Origin of the sequence: Cupriavidus taiwanensis (assembly GCF_900249755.1) — a bacterium.
Classification (GTDB): Bacteria; Pseudomonadota; Gammaproteobacteria; order Burkholderiales; family Burkholderiaceae; genus Cupriavidus; species Cupriavidus taiwanensis_D.
Genome location: NZ_LT976853.1, coordinates 2,889,395 through 2,904,221, shown reverse-complemented (window position 1 = coordinate 2,904,221; position 14,827 = coordinate 2,889,395). Strand labels below are relative to the sequence as shown.

The 14,827-nt window shown below is 71.4% G+C and carries 15 protein-coding genes and 1 riboswitch; of the genes, 9 read left to right on the top strand and 6 right to left on the bottom strand.

Features of this window, described 5'->3' with window-relative positions; all coding sequences use genetic code 11:
• Window positions 1-223: 223 nt before the first annotated feature.
• Window positions 224-556 (bottom strand): cell division protein ZapA, encoded by a 333-nt coding sequence (locus tag CBM2594_RS13260; RefSeq protein WP_062801552.1) that lies wholly within the window; start codon window positions 554-556, stop codon window positions 224-226.
• Entirely contained in the window at window positions 553-873 is a 321-nt protein-coding gene (locus tag CBM2594_RS13255; protein ID WP_025583947.1) for a hypothetical protein, read from the bottom strand. Before CBM2594_RS13255 ends, CBM2594_RS13260 begins: the two co-directional genes overlap by 4 nt.
• Before the next feature lie 187 nt (window positions 874-1,060).
• Window positions 1,061-1,355: riboswitch (cobalamin riboswitch) on the top strand.
• Window positions 1,356-1,430: 75 nt separating this feature from the next.
• On the opposite strand from CBM2594_RS13255, the gene CBM2594_RS13250 reads away from it, so the two are divergent.
• The 7 genes from CBM2594_RS13250 to CBM2594_RS13220 are packed head-to-tail and all read left to right on the top strand — an operon-like array spanning window position 1,431 to window position 8,296.
• On the top strand, window positions 1,431-3,323 hold the full coding sequence (locus tag CBM2594_RS13250) for a TonB-dependent receptor domain-containing protein (RefSeq protein WP_116357228.1): 1,893 nt from the start codon (window positions 1,431-1,433) through the stop codon (window positions 3,321-3,323).
• A gap of 28 nt (window positions 3,324-3,351) precedes the next feature.
• Window positions 3,352-4,359 carry a FecCD family ABC transporter permease gene (locus CBM2594_RS13245; RefSeq protein WP_116357227.1) on the top strand — a complete coding sequence of 336 codons (1,008 nt, stop codon included), beginning with the start codon at window positions 3,352-3,354 and terminating at the stop codon, window positions 4,357-4,359.
• Window positions 4,356-5,198 carry an ABC transporter ATP-binding protein gene (locus CBM2594_RS13240; RefSeq protein WP_116357226.1) on the top strand — a complete coding sequence of 281 codons (843 nt, stop codon included), beginning with the start codon at window positions 4,356-4,358 and terminating at the stop codon, window positions 5,196-5,198. The genes CBM2594_RS13245 and CBM2594_RS13240 overlap by 4 nt, the downstream gene beginning before the upstream one ends.
• The gene (gene cobO / locus CBM2594_RS13235; RefSeq protein ID WP_116357225.1) at window positions 5,191-5,823 is read left to right on the top strand and encodes a cob(I)yrinic acid a,c-diamide adenosyltransferase; all 633 of its coding nucleotides are present in this window, start codon (window positions 5,191-5,193) and stop codon (window positions 5,821-5,823) included. The genes CBM2594_RS13240 and cobO overlap by 8 nt, the downstream gene beginning before the upstream one ends.
• A gap of 33 nt (window positions 5,824-5,856) precedes the next feature.
• A complete protein-coding gene (cobT, locus tag CBM2594_RS13230; protein WP_116357224.1) occupies window positions 5,857-6,897 on the top strand; it encodes a nicotinate-nucleotide--dimethylbenzimidazole phosphoribosyltransferase in 1,041 nt (346 codons plus the stop codon).
• Window positions 6,894-7,730, top strand: coding sequence for an adenosylcobinamide-GDP ribazoletransferase (locus CBM2594_RS13225; RefSeq protein ID WP_116357223.1), 837 nt, complete (start codon window positions 6,894-6,896; stop codon window positions 7,728-7,730). Before cobT ends, CBM2594_RS13225 begins: the two co-directional genes overlap by 4 nt.
• Complete coding sequence (locus CBM2594_RS13220) at window positions 7,715-8,296, top strand: histidine phosphatase family protein (RefSeq protein WP_116357222.1); 582 nt, start codon at window positions 7,715-7,717, stop codon at window positions 8,294-8,296. The genes CBM2594_RS13225 and CBM2594_RS13220 overlap by 16 nt, the downstream gene beginning before the upstream one ends.
• On the opposite strand, the gene CBM2594_RS13215 is transcribed toward CBM2594_RS13220, so the two are convergent.
• Genes CBM2594_RS13215 through cobU form a run of 4 tightly spaced genes read right to left on the bottom strand, consistent with a single transcriptional unit; the run spans window position 8,297 to window position 11,932 of the window.
• The gene (locus CBM2594_RS13215; RefSeq protein ID WP_116357221.1) at window positions 8,297-9,202 is read right to left on the bottom strand and encodes a cobalamin-binding protein; all 906 of its coding nucleotides are present in this window, start codon (window positions 9,200-9,202) and stop codon (window positions 8,297-8,299) included.
• A gap of 17 nt (window positions 9,203-9,219) precedes the next feature.
• Window positions 9,220-10,239, bottom strand: a complete 1,020-nt coding sequence (cobD, locus tag CBM2594_RS13210) for a threonine-phosphate decarboxylase CobD (protein ID WP_116357220.1) — start codon at window positions 10,237-10,239, stop codon at window positions 9,220-9,222.
• Window positions 10,236-11,210 (bottom strand): adenosylcobinamide-phosphate synthase CbiB, encoded by a 975-nt coding sequence (gene cbiB / locus CBM2594_RS13205; protein WP_116357219.1) that lies wholly within the window; start codon window positions 11,208-11,210, stop codon window positions 10,236-10,238. Before cbiB ends, cobD begins: the two co-directional genes overlap by 4 nt.
• Window positions 11,204-11,932, bottom strand: a complete 729-nt coding sequence (gene cobU, locus CBM2594_RS13200) for a bifunctional adenosylcobinamide kinase/adenosylcobinamide-phosphate guanylyltransferase (protein ID WP_116357218.1) — start codon at window positions 11,930-11,932, stop codon at window positions 11,204-11,206. The genes cbiB and cobU overlap by 7 nt, the downstream gene beginning before the upstream one ends.
• Before the next feature lie 39 nt (window positions 11,933-11,971).
• Between cobU and CBM2594_RS13195 the strand changes: the two genes are divergently transcribed.
• Window positions 11,972-13,489, top strand: a complete 1,518-nt coding sequence (locus tag CBM2594_RS13195; RefSeq protein ID WP_116357217.1) for a cobyric acid synthase — start codon at window positions 11,972-11,974, stop codon at window positions 13,487-13,489.
• 108 nt (window positions 13,490-13,597) lie between these two features.
• On the top strand, window positions 13,598-14,791 hold the full coding sequence (locus CBM2594_RS13190) for a PepSY-associated TM helix domain-containing protein (protein ID WP_116357216.1): 1,194 nt from the start codon (window positions 13,598-13,600) through the stop codon (window positions 14,789-14,791).
• Window positions 14,792-14,827: the final 36 nt, after the last annotated feature.

Below are 14,827 nucleotides of genomic sequence, written 5' to 3'. Positions count from 1 at the left end.
TGACTGTCCACGTACGGATGTCAGACGTTTGCCGTTTCTGACTAGGATGGGATGAAAACGGCGGCCGGGCGCGATAACCTGACCTGTCAGCTGCACTTCTGTGGTGCCTCGTGCAGTCTGGCTACACTATACACCGCGTTGCAGGCCATACCAAGTGCGCTCGCGCGTGTCGTTACATTTTGCGCGGCAGCGCGGCATCCGCTGCACATCCCACCATTTCCGCTCAGCCGCGCGTACCGGTGCCCACGTGGGCGTATTGCCGCAGGGCCTCGTCGGCGCGGTCGTTCAGTTCGCGGATGCGCGCGCGGATGGCGTCCACCGGGATCGCGCCCTCGGCCTGCTGCTTGCGCTGCAGCGACAACAGGTCCGAGGCGATGCTGATCGCGGCCATCACCGCCACGCGCTCCACGCCCTTGGCGGCGCTGCCGCTGCGCAGCTTGTTCATCTGCGTGTCGACCAGGGCCACGGCCTCGAGCAGCGCGGCCTCGTTCTCGGGCGCGATGGCAAAGCGGTAGGCCTGGCCGGCGATATTGACTTCGACTTGCTTGTTGCTCATGCGTGTTCTCCGGGGGCCTTGTGCGCTTCGGCGCCCTGCGCCGCGGCCTCTTCGCCGAGCAGGTCGAGCTGGCGCGTGTCGCTGGCGGTCGGCAGCTTGTCAAGGATGGACTGGATGCGCAGCTGCGCTTCCTCGATCTTGATATTGAGCAGTTCGCGGTCGGCGGCCATGGCCTCGCGCTCGCCGCGCAACTGCGCGGCTTCGCCCTCCAGCCGCGCGATCTCGTCGCGCAGCCGCTGGTTCTCCGCCGCCAGGGTGTCCGCATGGTGCAGCACGCGCCCGATCTTGGCGGCCAGTTGTTCGAGTTCGGTGAGCATAGGGCCTGTCATGATGGGAGTAGTGTCAGGTATCGCGATTCTAGCCGATGCGCCGGCATGCACAATGCGGAGGAAAGGTTTGTGACCGGGCGCCCGCATGGAAGTTGCACGCTTCTGCACCTAAACGCCACCAGAGTTGTGACAAAACACTACTGGCAGCCGCGTTGACGCGGGGGGCGAAACGCCATAGACTCGCGCACGTTCCAGGTGCTCGCCCTTTTCGTCCCTGGCGAAAGGGCAGTTCAACGGGAAACAGGGAGCCGGGCCGGCTGCGCGCCGGACAGGCCAACCTGTGCTGCCCCCGCAACGGTAAGCGACCGCGGTGCGCATCCGCCAGCCACGCTGCTGGCAAGACCTGATTCGTTATCGGATGCAGGCCACATGCTCCGCAGGACCGGCCACACGCCACTGAACCGCAGGTTCGGGAAGGCGCCGGTCCCGGTGTCGCCAGCCCGGATACCGGCCTGAACGCGGGCTGCCGCCCGTGCGCGGCACGCCTCATCGCCATATGGTCCGCGGGGGAACGGGCCCGGCCGTTCCTATCCCAGTCCTGCATCATGCGTTCATCGCTTCACAGGTCGACCCGCCCGGCAAGCCCGGCGGTGCGTCCGTCCGTGCCCGCCATCCTGGCGGCCATGGCCTCGTTCACCCTCGTTCCCGGTACGGCATCCGCGCAGGCCGCGGACAGCAGTCCCGCGCAGCTCGCGCCGGTGGTGGTCACTTCCACCCGCACCGCGCAAGCCATTACCGAGGCGCTGCCGCATACCACGGTGGTCACGCAGCAGGACATCGCCAACGCGCAGGCGCCGGACCTGCGCACGCTGCTGCGCAGCCAGGCCGGCGTGGAGTTTGCCACCAACGGCGGCATGGGCAGCAATACCTCGCTGTTCATGCGCGGCGCCAACTCCAACCAGACCCTGATCCTGATCGATGGCGTGCGGGTGTCGTCGGCCAGCAGCGGCACCGCGCAGCTGGCCAATATCCTGCCCGACCAGATCGACCGCATCGAGGTGGTGCGCGGCAATGTCTCGGCGTTGTACGGCTCGGACGCGATCGGCGGCGTGGTGCAGGTCTTCACCAAGAGCGGCGCGGGCCAGGCGCCGGCGGCCAATGCGTCGGTGGAGTATGGCAGCAACAATACGCGCCAGGGCACGGTCGGCTATGGCGGCCAGGTCGGCGATACCTCGTTCAACCTGACCGGCTCGGCGTTCAAGACCGACGGCTTCTCGTCGATCAATACGAAGCAGGCGCCGCGCGCCAACCCCAACGACAACCCGTACGAGAACCAGAGCGTGTCGGGCCAGGTGAAGCACCGCTTCACGCCCAGCTGGGATGCGGGCATCACCGGCTATTACTCCAAGAGCAAGCTGTCGTTCGACAGCGCCTTCGGCCGCCCGACCGACGAGAACCGCACCAACAGCGAGCTGTACACGCTGTCGACCTTCGCCAACGGCAAGCTGGGCGCGGACTGGACCACGCATTTCAAGCTGTCGCAGAGCGAGGACCGCAGCGACACCTTCCTCAACGGCAACCCCAACGGCACCTTCAATACCCGCAACCGCCAGTTCAACTGGCAGAACGAATACGCGCTGGCCGCCGGCCACACGCTGCTGTTCGGCACCGACTACCTGCAGCAGGAGCTGGACTCCAGCGCCTACGGCGCGCCCAAGCGCAATGTGTTCTCGGTGTTCGGCGGCTATGACGGTCGCTTCGGCAAGCACCAGCTGCAGCTCAATGCGCGCAACGACCACTATTCCGACTTCGGCAACCAGGGCAGCTTCCTGGCCGGCTACGGCTACAACCTGACCGATGCGTTCAAGCTGATCGCCAGCGTCAGCAACGCCTTCCGCGCGCCGACCTTCAACGAGCTGTACTACCCCAACTTCGGCCAGCCCAACCTGCAGCCCGAGCGCGCCAAGTCGGTCGAGGCCGGCGTGCAGTACACCACCGCCAGCGCCGGCCTGCTGCGCGTGACCGCGTTCGAGACCCGCTACCGCGACCTGATCGTGTCGGCGCAGCAGCCCAACGGCATGTTCCTGGCGCAGAACGTCAACCGGGCCAAGGTGCAGGGCATCGAGGCGTCGTGGCGCGCCAAAATCTATGGCACCGACCTCGGCGCCAGCGTGACCTTCCAGAACCCGGTCGACGAGCAGACCGACACCCAGCTGCTGCGCCGCGCGCGCCGCCATGCCGCGCTCGACGTGGGCCGCGACTTCGGCAACTGGCGCTTCGGCGGCGAATGGCTGCTGTCGTCGTCGCGCATGGACGCCGGCTCGCGCCGGCTGGGCGGATACGGTATCGTCAACCTCAACGCCCGCTACAACATCGACAAGCAATGGTTCATCGCCGCCCGCGTCGAAAACCTGTTCGACAAGGACTACCAGCTCGCCTACCCCTACAACACGCAGGGGCGCGCGGGCTTCATCACGCTGGGCTGGCGCCAGCGATGAGCGCGCGGGCGCGCCATGGCTGAGTTCCATGTCTGATTTCAGGCGCGCCGTGGCGATCTGGATGGTGCTGGCGCTCGCGGCGCTGCTGGCGTTCGGCTTGTCGCTGGCGCTGGGCAGCGTTGCGCTCGATGCGCGCGAGCTGTGGCGTGCGCTGAGCGGCGCCGACACCGGCACCGCCGGCGCCATCGTGCATGAGCTGCGCCTGCCGCGCGCGGCCGCGGCCTTTGCCTGCGGCGGGCTGCTGGCGCTGTCCGGGGCGCTGATGCAGGTGCTGCTGCGCAACCCGCTGGCCGAGCCCTATGTACTGGGCGTATCCGGCGGCGCCTCCACCGCCGCGCTGCTGGCGATGCTGGCGCTGGCGCCGTGGTGGGGCGTGCAGGCGGCCGCGGCGATCGGTGCGCTGCTGGCGATGGTGCTGGTGGCATCGCTGGCGCGGCGCGACCTGCTGCATCCGCAGGTGCAGGGAGGCCATCGCGAGGCCGGCGCGCGGCTGCTGCTGACCGGCGTGATCCTGGCCGCCGGCTGGGGCGCGGTGATTACGCTGATCCTGTCGGTCGCGCCGGAGTCGCGCCTGCGCGGCATGCTGTTCTGGCTGACCGGCGACCTGGGCGGCACCGCCAGCTACGGCGGCGCGCTGGCCATGCTGGTGGCGGCGCTGCTGCTGGCGATGCCGATGGCGCGCGCGCTCAACGTGATGCTGCTGGGCGAGACCGTGGCGCAGTCGCTGGGCGTGCGCGTCGGCCGCGTGCGGCTGGCGACCTTCATGCTGGCGTCGCTGTGCATCGCCGCGGCCATCACCACGGCCGGGTCGATCGGCTTTATCGGGCTGGTGGTGCCGCACCTGGTGCGGCTGGCGTGGGGCAACGACCAGCGCCTGCTGCTGCCGGCCGCGACGCTGCTGGGCGGGGCGCTGCTGATGGCGGCCGACCTGATCGCGCGTACCGTGGTGGCGCCGGCGCAGCTGCCGGTGGGAGTGATCACCGGGCTGCTGGGCGTGCCGACCTTCCTCTACCTGCTGTTGCGGAGGCCGCGATGAGCGCCGGCGCGCACTGGTCCGTTCCGCTCGCTTCCTGTCCGCGGCTGACGCTGCGCGAGGTGCGGCTGCGCACCCGCCAGCGCGTGCTGGTGGAGCGCCTGAGCCTGACTATCGGCCCCGGCGAGCTGTGGTGCATCGCCGGCCCCAATGGTGCCGGCAAGTCCACGCTGATGTCGGTGCTGGCCGGACTGCGCCACGCCGACGGCGGCAGCGTCGACATCGACGGCACCGCGCCGGCGCTGGTCGATCCCGCGGTGCTGGCGCGCCAGCGCGCCTACCTGCCGCAAGCCGTGCACGACACCTTCCCGATGCCGGTGCTCGACGCCGTGCGCGTGGGCCGCCATCCGCACCTGTCCGGCTGGGGCTGGACCCGGCGCGAGGACGACCGCATCGTCCACGACGTGATCCGCGCCATGGATATCGAAACGCTGGCCGCGCGCGATGTGCTGACGCTGTCCGGCGGCGAGCGCCAGCGCGTCTCGCTGGCCGCGGCGCTGGCGCAGCAGGCACCGCTGCTGCTGCTGGACGAGCCGGTCTCGCACCTGGACCTGCGCCACCAGATCCTGGTGCTGGAGCAACTGGCCGCGCTGGCCCGGGCCGGGCACCATGCCATCGTGGTGATCCTGCACGACCTGACGCTGGCGTTGCGCTACGCCACCCATGCCCTGCTGATGGCCGAAGACGGCACCGCGCTGCACGGCCCCGCCGCGCAGGTGCTGACCCCCGAACACTGCTCGCGCGCGCTGCGCACCGCCATCGTCAGCGTCAGCGACGGTGTGCATGCCGCCCTGATTCCCGATGGCGCGCGCCCGACCCAACCGACCCCACACCATGACTGAAGACCAGAACCCCGCCGCGCAGGACCCCGACCGCGATGCCCGCCACAAGGCGCGCATGGAGCGCAAGAAAGAAGTCGTCGATGCAAAGATTGCCGCCGCGCAGGACGAGCGCGGCGTGATCGTCATCACCACCGGCAACGGCAAGGGCAAGTCCAGCTCCGGCTTCGGCATGGTGGTGCGCGCGCTCGGCCACGGCATGCGCACCGGCGTGGTCCAGTTCATCAAGGGCGCGCAGCCCACCGGCGAAGAGATGTTCCTGCGCCGCTTCCCGGACGAATGCGCCTTCCACGTGATGGGCGAGGGCTATACCTGGGAAACCCAGGACCGCGCCCGCGACGTGGCCAAGGCGCAGGCGGCGTGGGAAGTGGCGCGCGGCATGCTGCGCGACCCCGGCATCGGCCTGGTGCTGTTCGACGAACTGAACATCGCGCTCAAGCTGCACTATCTTGATGTGGAGCAGGTCATTGCCGACCTGCGCGCGCGCCCGCCGATGCAGCACGTGGTCATCACCGGCCGCGGCGCGCCGCCGGCGCTGGTCGAGGCGGCCGATACCGTCACCGACATGACCCCGGTCAAGCACGCGTTCCAGCAGGGCATCAAGGCGCAGCGCGGCGTGGAAATGTAGCCGCATCTTTTTGAAGGACAGAATCAAGGCATCATGCAGTTTCCGGAAATCCCCCCTCTCGACGACACCCTGCGCCCCGCGCTGCAGGCCGCCATCGACGACAAGACCAAGCCGCTTGGCGCACTGGGCCGGCTCGAGGCGCTGGCCCTGCAGCTGGGCCTGATCCTCGGCAGCGCGCAGCCGGTGCTGCGGCGGCCCACGGTGATCGTGTTCGCCGCCGACCACGGCGTGGCCGACGCCGGCGTCAGCGCCTATCCGGCCGAGGTCACGGCGCAGATGGTGCAGAACTTCCTGGCCGGCGGCGCGGCGATCAACGTGTTCTCGCGCCAGCACGGCATTGCGCTGGAAATCGTCGACGCGGGCGTGCGCGTGCCGCTGCCGGCAGCGCCGGGCCTGGTCAATTGCCGCATTGCCGACGGCACCCGCAACTTCGCGGCCGAGCCGGCGATGACCGCGGAGCAGGCCGCCGCGGCGCTGACCGCCGGCATGGCGCGCGTGCTGCGCCATGCGCAGCAGGGCTGCAACGTGATCGGCTTCGGCGAGATGGGCATTGCCAACACCTCGGCCGCCGCATGCCTGATGCAGCGGCTGACCGGCCTGCCGCTGGACGACTGCATCGGCCGCGGCACCGGCCTGGACGACGCCGGCCTGGCGCGCAAGCGCGAGGTGCTGGCCGGCGCGCTGGCGCTGCATGCCGAGGCGCAGGCGCCGCTGGACGTGCTGGCCGCGTTCGGCGGCTTCGAGATCGCGATGATGGCCGGCGCCTTCCTGGCCGCCGCGGCCAGCCGCATGGTGATCCTGGTCGACGGCTTTATCGCCACCGCCGCGCTGCTGGTGGCGCAGCGGCTAGACCCCAACGTGCTGCAGTACTGCGTGTTCACGCACTGCTCGCACGAGCGCGGCCACCGCGCGCTGCTGGCGCAGTTCGATGCCGCGCCGCTGCTGGCGCTGGACCTGCGCCTGGGCGAAGGCACCGGCTGCGCGCTGGCGTGGCCGCTGCTGGCCTCGGCGGCGGCGTTCCTGAACGAGATGGCCACCTTCAGCGGCGCCGGCGTCAGCACCGCATCGCCATGAGCGCGCCGACCGACCCGGTGCCCGCACCCAGTCCTGGTCCCCGCAGCCCCGCGGGATTGGCCGGCGAGGTGCGCTATTTCCTGACCGCGCTGGGCTACTTCACGCGCGTGCCGCTGCCGGGCTGGCTGGCGCGCTGGGTCGGATTCGAACCGCATTACCTGCACGCCGCGGCGCGCTATTTCCCGCTGGTGGGCTTGCTGGTGGGCGGCGCGGGTGCGCTGGCCACCTGGGGCGCGGCGCTGTGGTGGCCGCCCGGCGTGGCGGTGCTGCTGGGCATGGCCGCGACGCTGCTGCTAACGGGTGCCTTCCATGAAGACGGGCTGGCCGATTGCGTCGATGCCTTCGGCGGCGCCTGGCAGCGCGACGACGTGCTGCGCATCATGCACGACTCGCGCATCGGCGCGTTCGGCGCGATCGCGCTGGTGGTGGCGCTGCTGCTGAAGTGGCAGCTGCTGGTGGCGATCGCCGCGCGCGGCGGCATCGCGGTGCTGCTCGCCGTGCTGGTCGCCGCGCATGCCGCCAGCCGCGCGATGGCGGTCAGCTATCTCGCCACGCTGGCCTACGTGCGCCCCGAGGGCAAGGCCAAGCCGGTGGCGCAGAAGCTGGCCGGCGCCGGGCTGGCGTTCGCGCTGCTGTGCGGGCTGGTGCCGCTGTGGCTGGTGTCGCCATGGTTCTGCGCCGCGGCCGTGGGTGCGCTGCTGGTGCTACGCCTGCTGCTCGGCCGCTACTTCGTGCGCCGCATCGGCGGCTATACCGGCGACTGCCTGGGCATGGCCCAGCAATGCGCCGAAATCCTGCTCTACCTGGTGGCCGCGGCATGGACGTGGTCCTGATCCGCCATGCGCAGCCGCAGGTCACTGCAGGAACCTGCTATGGCTGCCTGGACCTGCCGCTGCTGGCGCCCCTGACGCCGCCGGCCGCACGCATCGTCGCCGGGCTGCCGGCGCCCGATCGCATCGTGGCCAGCCCGCTGGCGCGCGCGCTGGGCACGGCGCAGGCACTGGCCGCGGCATGGCCCGGCGAGTTGCCGGCCATCGACACCGAACCCGCCCTGCGCGAAATCGACTTCGGCAGCTGGGAGGGCGTGGCCTGGGACGCGATCGACCGCGGTGCGCTCGACCAGTGGGCGGCCGACCTGCTGCATGCGCGTCCGCACGGCGGCGAATCGCCGGCGCAGGCGATGGCGCGGGTGGCCGGCTGGGCGGGAACGCTCGCCACGGACCGCGCTGCATGCCTGTGGGTGGTCGGCCATGCCGGCCCGATGCGGATGCTGGCGGCGCACTGGCTGGGCGTGCCGCTGGCGGCCACGGTCAACTGGGAACTGGGCTTCGGCGCCAGCAGCGGCTTCCGGCTGGGGCCGGGCGCCGCGCGGCTAGGGTGGTGGAACCGCGCCGGCTGATCAGCGTGCGGGCCGGCGGCTGCGCGCGGTGTCGAGGTCCTTGCAGAGCTGCGCGGCACCTTGCACCACGCGCGGGCCGGCCCGGTTGATCAGGTCCCCATCGATCACGAACAGGTTGTTGCGCGCCACCGCCGTGACCTGCTGCCAGCGCCGCCACATCTCGAAATCCGGCAGCGGCTGGTCCGAGCGCGTCGCGCCCATGCCCGCCGTCACCATTGCTTCCGGATTGCCCGCGATCACTGCTTCGACCGACACCGTCGGCACCAGCGGCGTCTCGGCCGCGAACAGGTTGCGGCCGCCGCACAGCGCCAGCATGTCGCTGACCAGATGCTCGCCGTTGAGCGTCATCAGCGGCTGCTGCCAGACCTGGTAGAACACGGTCACCGGCGGGCGCGCCGCATAGGTCTTGCGCAGCGTTTCCACCTGCTGGCGGAAGCCGTCGGCGGCGCGCCGCGCGGTGGCTTCGGTGCCCAGCAGCGTGCCGAGCTTCTCGATGTTGTCCGGGATCGCCGCCAGCCGGCGCGGCTCGCTGGTGAAGATGGGGATGCCGAGCGCGCGCAGCCGGTCGGTCTGCTTCTGCGCATTGCCGTGGCGCCACACCACGATCAGGTCGGGCCTTAGCGCGGCAATGCGTTCCAGGTCGAGCGCCTTGTTGTCGCCCACGCGCGTGATCGTGCGCGCCTGCGGCGGGTAGTCGCTGTAGCTGACGGTGCCGACGATGCGCTCGCCCGCACCCGCGGCGAACAGCATTTCGGTGACGTGCGGCGCCAGCGAGACCACGCGGCGCGCGGGCTGCGCCAGGGTCACGGTCTGGCCGGCGTCGTCGACGGCGGAGACCGCGGCGGTGGCGGGCAGCGCGGCGAGCAGCAGCGTGGCGGCGATAACGGGCGTCAGGCGGTTCAGCATGGATTGGGGCAAGGAGTTCAGGCAGTGAGCGCGGCCAGCGCCGCGTCCAGCCGCTGCCAGGCCTGCGGATGGTCCGGCGGCAGGCCCAGCCGCAGGCTCGGCGCGCAGCCGCCGGCGGCATCGAAGCAGCGGGTCCAGACGCCTTGCAGCGCAAGCGCGTGCTGCAGCCGCGCGGCGTCGTGATGCGGTACCCAGCAGAACAGCGGATGCGTGGCCGGGGGCAGGCCATGGCGGTCCAGCAGCGCGGCCAGCCTGGCCCCGCACGCCTGCAGCCGCGCACGGGTGGCGTGCTGCCACGCGTGGTCGGCCAGCGCGTGCCGCGCGACTTCGCGCGCCGGCCCCGATACGGTCCAGTGGCCCAGGCGCGCGCGCAGCGCGTCCAGCAGCGCCGGCTGCGCCAGCACGAAGCCGCAGCGGATGCCGGCCAGGCCGTAGAACTTGCCGATCGAGCGCAGCACCACCAGGCCGGCCTTGCCGCTGTGCGCGGCCACCGAGCCATCGGGCAGGCAATCGATAAAGGCTTCGTCGACCAGCAGCGTGCCGCCGCGCGCCGCCAGCGCGGCATGCCAGCGCAGCAGCGTGGCGGCGGGCAGCATGCGCGCGGTCGGGTTGTTCGGGTTGACGACGACGAGATGATCGAGCGCATCGGCCAGCCCGGGCCGCGAGAAATCGGCTTCGTCCAGCGGCACCACCGTGTGTCCCGCGGCGGCGAACGCCGGCGCGTATTCGCTGTATCCCAGCGCGGCCACGCCCACGCGGCCCGGTCGCAGCAGCGCCGGCAGCGTGCGGATCGCGGCCTGCGAGCCGGCCACCGGCAGCGCATGGGGCGCGCCGCAGGCCGCCGCGGCCAGTTCGGCCAGGCCGTCGTCGTCCTGCGGCAGCCGCTGCCACACCTGCGCCGGCAGCGCCGGCACGGCATAGCCGTCGGGGTTGATGCCGGTGGACAGGTCGAGCCAGTCGCCTGCCGGGCGGCCGTAGCGGCGCACCGCGGCCAGCAGGTCGCCGCCATGGCGGATCGGGGGCAGGGCGGTGCTCATGTGGGTGCGGATACCATCAGTGCGGCGAGCGCGCTGGCGCCTGCCAGCGCCAGCCACAGCCACAGCGTGCGATCGACCAGCCGCAGGCAGGCCATCACATGCGCCGCCTGCGGCGCGCTGCCGGCGCCCAGCGGCGGGCGTTGCTCGATCTCGCCGTGGTAGCGCGCCGGGCCGCCGAGCTGTACGCCGACGGCCCCGGCGCCGGCGGCCATCACCGGGCCGGCATTGGGGCTAGACCACGCCGGCGCCTGCGTGCGCCAGCAGCGCAGCGCCTGCGCGGTGGCGCCGAGCAGCGCATACGACAGCGCGGTCAGCCGTGCCGGCACCAGGTTGAGCGCATCGTCGAGGCGTGCCGCGGCCCAGCCGAAATGCACCAGCCGCGGCGTGCGGTAGCCCCACATCGCATCGAGCGTATTGGCCAGGCGGAACACGATCACCGCGGGTGCGCCGCCGACCAGGAACCAGAACAGCGCGCCGAAGACCGCGTCGTTGCCGTTTTCCAGCGCCGATTCGCAGGCGGCGCGGGCCAGCGCTTCGGCGTCAGCATCAGCGGTGTCGCGCGAGACGATGCGCGCGGTCAGCGCGCGCGCCGCGGGCAGGTCGGCCGCGGCAAGCGCCGTGGCGATCGGGGCGATATGCTGGTGCAGGCTGCGCGCGCCCAGCGCCGCGTACAGCGCCAGCGCATGCAGGGCCAGCGCGGCGAGCGGATGCCAGCCGGCCGCGGCGGCCACCAGCCACGCTGCCAGCGCGGTCGGGGCCAGCACCAGCACGCACCAGCCGGCAAGCCCGGCGAGGCGCTGGCGCCATGGCGCACTACGTTGTGCGGGAGGGTTGAGACGGCGTTCCAGCGCGGCCGCGACGCGGCCGAAGCCGACCAGCGGATGCCAGCGGCGCGGCTCGCCCAGCCAGCGGTCCAGCAGTGCCCCGATCCATGCCGCTGCCACGCATGCCGGCCACGCCAGCATCAGCATGCGGGATCGGCGCCCTTTACCGCAACCGGGATGCCCGCCACCAGCAGCCGCACGCAGTCGGCCGCGGCGGCCAGCTTCTGGTTCAGGCGGCCCAGTTCATCGACATAGAAGCGGGTGATGGCGCCCATCGGGATCACGCCGAAGCCGATCTCGTTCGAGACCAGGATGACGTGGCCGGGCAGCGTCGGCAGCGCGTTGAGCAGCGCCTCGATTTCTTCGGTGAACGCCGCCGGCGGCGTGATCACGCCATGCTCGGGATAGCTGCGGCCATCGGGGAAGAGCAGGTTGTTGATCCACAGCGTCATGCAGTCGACCAGGATGCAGCCGTCGTGGCGCGCGTTGGCGTAGAGCGCATCGGCCAGGTGCACCGGCTCTTCCACCAGGCGCCAGTCGGCGGGGCGGCGCGCGCGGTGCAGGGCGATGCGGACTTCGAGTTCCTGGTCGGCGCGGGCCGGATCCTGGTGCGCGGTGGCGATGTAGGTGACCGGTCCGCCGGTGATGGTGGCGTGGTCGGTGGCGAGCTGTTCGGCAAAGTGGCTCTTGCCGGAACGGGCGCCGCCCAGCACCAGCGTCAGCTGGCGGCCGCCGGTCCCGCTGGCGGCAGCGCGCGGCTGGGGGGCGGCGCTGGTGTTGGCTGCAGGGCCAGCTTCGGTGCCGGACGCGGTGGCGGGGGCGATGGCCGGGGTTTCCATCCGCGTATTGTAGCCGCCGCATCCGGGCATGGCACGGCCCGCGTGCGGGGGCGGTGCGATAATCCGCCGATGCAAATCGACGCTCCGCAATCCCTGCCGCCGGGTGCCCTGCGCGGCACGCTGATGGTCCAGGGCACCACCTCCGATGCCGGCAAGAGCACCATCGTCGCCGGCCTGTGCCGGGTGCTGGCGCGCGCCGGCACGCGCGTGGTGCCGTTCAAGCCGCAGAACATGGCGCTGAACAGCGCCGTCACCGCCGACGGCGGCGAGATCGGCCGGGCCCAGGCGCTGCAGGCGCAGGCCGCGCGGCTGGCGCCGCATACCGACATGAACCCGGTGCTGCTCAAGCCCAGCAGCGACACCGGCGCCCAGGTCATCATCCACGGCCGGGCCCGGCTGGACCTGGACGCGCGCGCCTACCATGCCTACAAGCCCGAGGCGATGAAGGCGGTGCTGGCCTCGCACGCGCGCCTGGCGCAAACCTATGAGGTAGTGCTGGTCGAGGGCGCCGGCAGCCCGGCCGAAGTCAACCTGCGCGAGCGCGACATCGCCAACATGGGCTTTGCCGAGCGGGTCGACTGCCCGGTGGTGCTGGTGGCGGATATCGACCGCGGCGGCGTGTTCGCGCACCTGGTCGGCACGCTCGACTGCCTGTCCGAGAGCGAGCGCGCGCGCGTGACCGGCTTCATCATCAACCGCTTCCGCGGTGATATCGGGCTGCTCGAGCCCGGACTGGACTGGCTGGTGGCGCGTACCGGCAAGCCGGTGTTCGGCGTGCTGCCATACCTGCACGGCCTGCACCTGGACGCCGAGGACGCCATCATCGGCGCGCAGGCCGATGCGGGTCAGGCAGCGCAGCGCCTGCGCGTGATCGTGCCGGTGCTGCCGCGCATCGCCAACCATACGGACTTTGACGCGCTGCGCGCGCACCCGCAGGTCGACCTGCAGTTCGTCGGCCCGGGCCGGCCGATCCCGCCGGCCGACCTGGTGGTGCTGCCCGGCAGCAAGAACGTGCGCGGCGACCTGGACTTCCTGCGCGCGCAGGGCTGGGATGCGGCGCTGGCGCGGCACCTGCGCTACGGCGGCAAGCTGGTGGGGATCTGCGGCGGCATGCAGATGCTGGGGCGGCAGGTACACGACCCCGATGGCCGCGAAGGCCCGGCCGGCAGCAGCGCGGGGCTGGGCTGGCTCGATTACGAAACCACGCTGGCGGCCGAGAAGCAGCTGCGCCAGGTGCGCGGGCGGCTGGCGCTGGAAACCGTAGACGCGCCGGTGCGCGGCTACGAGATCCATCTCGGCATCACCACCGGCAAGGGCCTGGATCAGCCCGCGCTGTGGCTGGACCGCGGCGACGGCACCCTGCGGCCGGACGGCGCGCGCTCGGCCGACGGCCAGGTGCTGGCCACCTATGTCCACGGCCTGTTCGACGATCCCGCCGGGTGCCAGGCGCTGCTGCGCTGGGCCGGGCTGGAACAGGCCCAGGCGGTCGATCTCGACGCGCTGCGCGAGGCATCGATCGAGCGCCTGGCCGACACCATGGCGGCGCACCTGGACCTTGAAGCATTGCTGGCGCCATTGCGGCGCTGAGGGCCCTGCTAGAATCGCGAATCCTTCGCATTCGCACCGTCGCACGGAGATGGCTTTGGCGCCATATTCCGCGCCTTGCAGCGTCCGCTCAACGTACTTCACCCCGTCATGGTTACCGGCCGCCTGCGCGTCGTCCTCGTCAAGCTGCATCGTTATATCGGCCTGAGCCTCGGCCTGCTGTTCGTCCTGATGGGACTGACCGGCATGACCATCGCCTGGCGCGATGAACTCGACGCCTGGCTCAATCCCGACCTGCTGGTGGCGTCCGCGCCGATGACCGCGCCGGTGACCCCGGACACGGTCCAGTCCGTGACCGGCCGGCTGGCGGCGCTGCCCTACGGCAAGCCCAACCTGCTGATGCTGCCGACCGACGCCGACGGCGTCTTTATCGCCTGGTATCCGGTCAAGGGGCCCGGCGGCGTGGTGCCGGGGCGCTCGCGCCAGGTGATGGTCGACCCGGTCACGCTGGCGGTGAAGGGCGAGCGCGTCTGGGGCGAGGCCGGGCTGTCGCGCCGGCTGCTGCTGCCCACGCTGTTCCACCTGCACCGCTACCTGCTGTCGGGCGATACCGGCAAGACCATCACCGGGGTGGCCGGCATGCTGCTGTTGCTGACCACGCTGGTGGGGGTGGCGGCGTGGTGGCCCAAGATGAAGCTGCGCTCGGTGGTGCAGGCGTTCCGCATTACGCATGGCGGCTCATGGTCGCGCTTCAACTATTCGCTGCACCGCGCGGGCGGCATCCTGGCCGCGCCGGTGCTGGCCGTGATCGCGTTTTCCGGCTGGTACCTGAACCTGCCCAAGTGGGTCACGCCGATCGTGGCGGGGGTGATGACGGTGACGCCGCCAGCCAAGCATGTGTCGGCACCGGCGCCGGCCGGGGCCCGGCCGCTGGAAGCGGGCGAGATCATGGCCGCGGCGCAGGCGCAGTTCCCGCAGGCGCAGGTCACCCGCATCGGCTTCCCGCGCAAGCCCGGCGACGCCTTCGAAATCCGGCTGTGCCAGCCCGGCGAGGTGCGCCGGCACACCGGCGCCACGCGGCTGTGGCTCGATGCCTGGACCGGCGCGCCGCTGGGCGTGCGCGACCCGCAGCAGGCGCCTGCCGGCGACACGCTGCTGAACTGGCAGTTTCCGCTGCATACCGGCGAAGCCTTCGGCCTGCCGGGGCGGATCTTCATCACGCTGTTCGGGCTGGCGCCGCTGGCATTTGCCGTGACCGGCACGCTGATCTGGTGGAAGCGCCGGCGCGGCCACCAGCGCCATGTGGTGAAGACCGCGCAGCGCGCCGGCATGCGCCGGGCATGAAAAAAGGCAGGCCGCCGGGCCTGCCTTCTTGTTTGG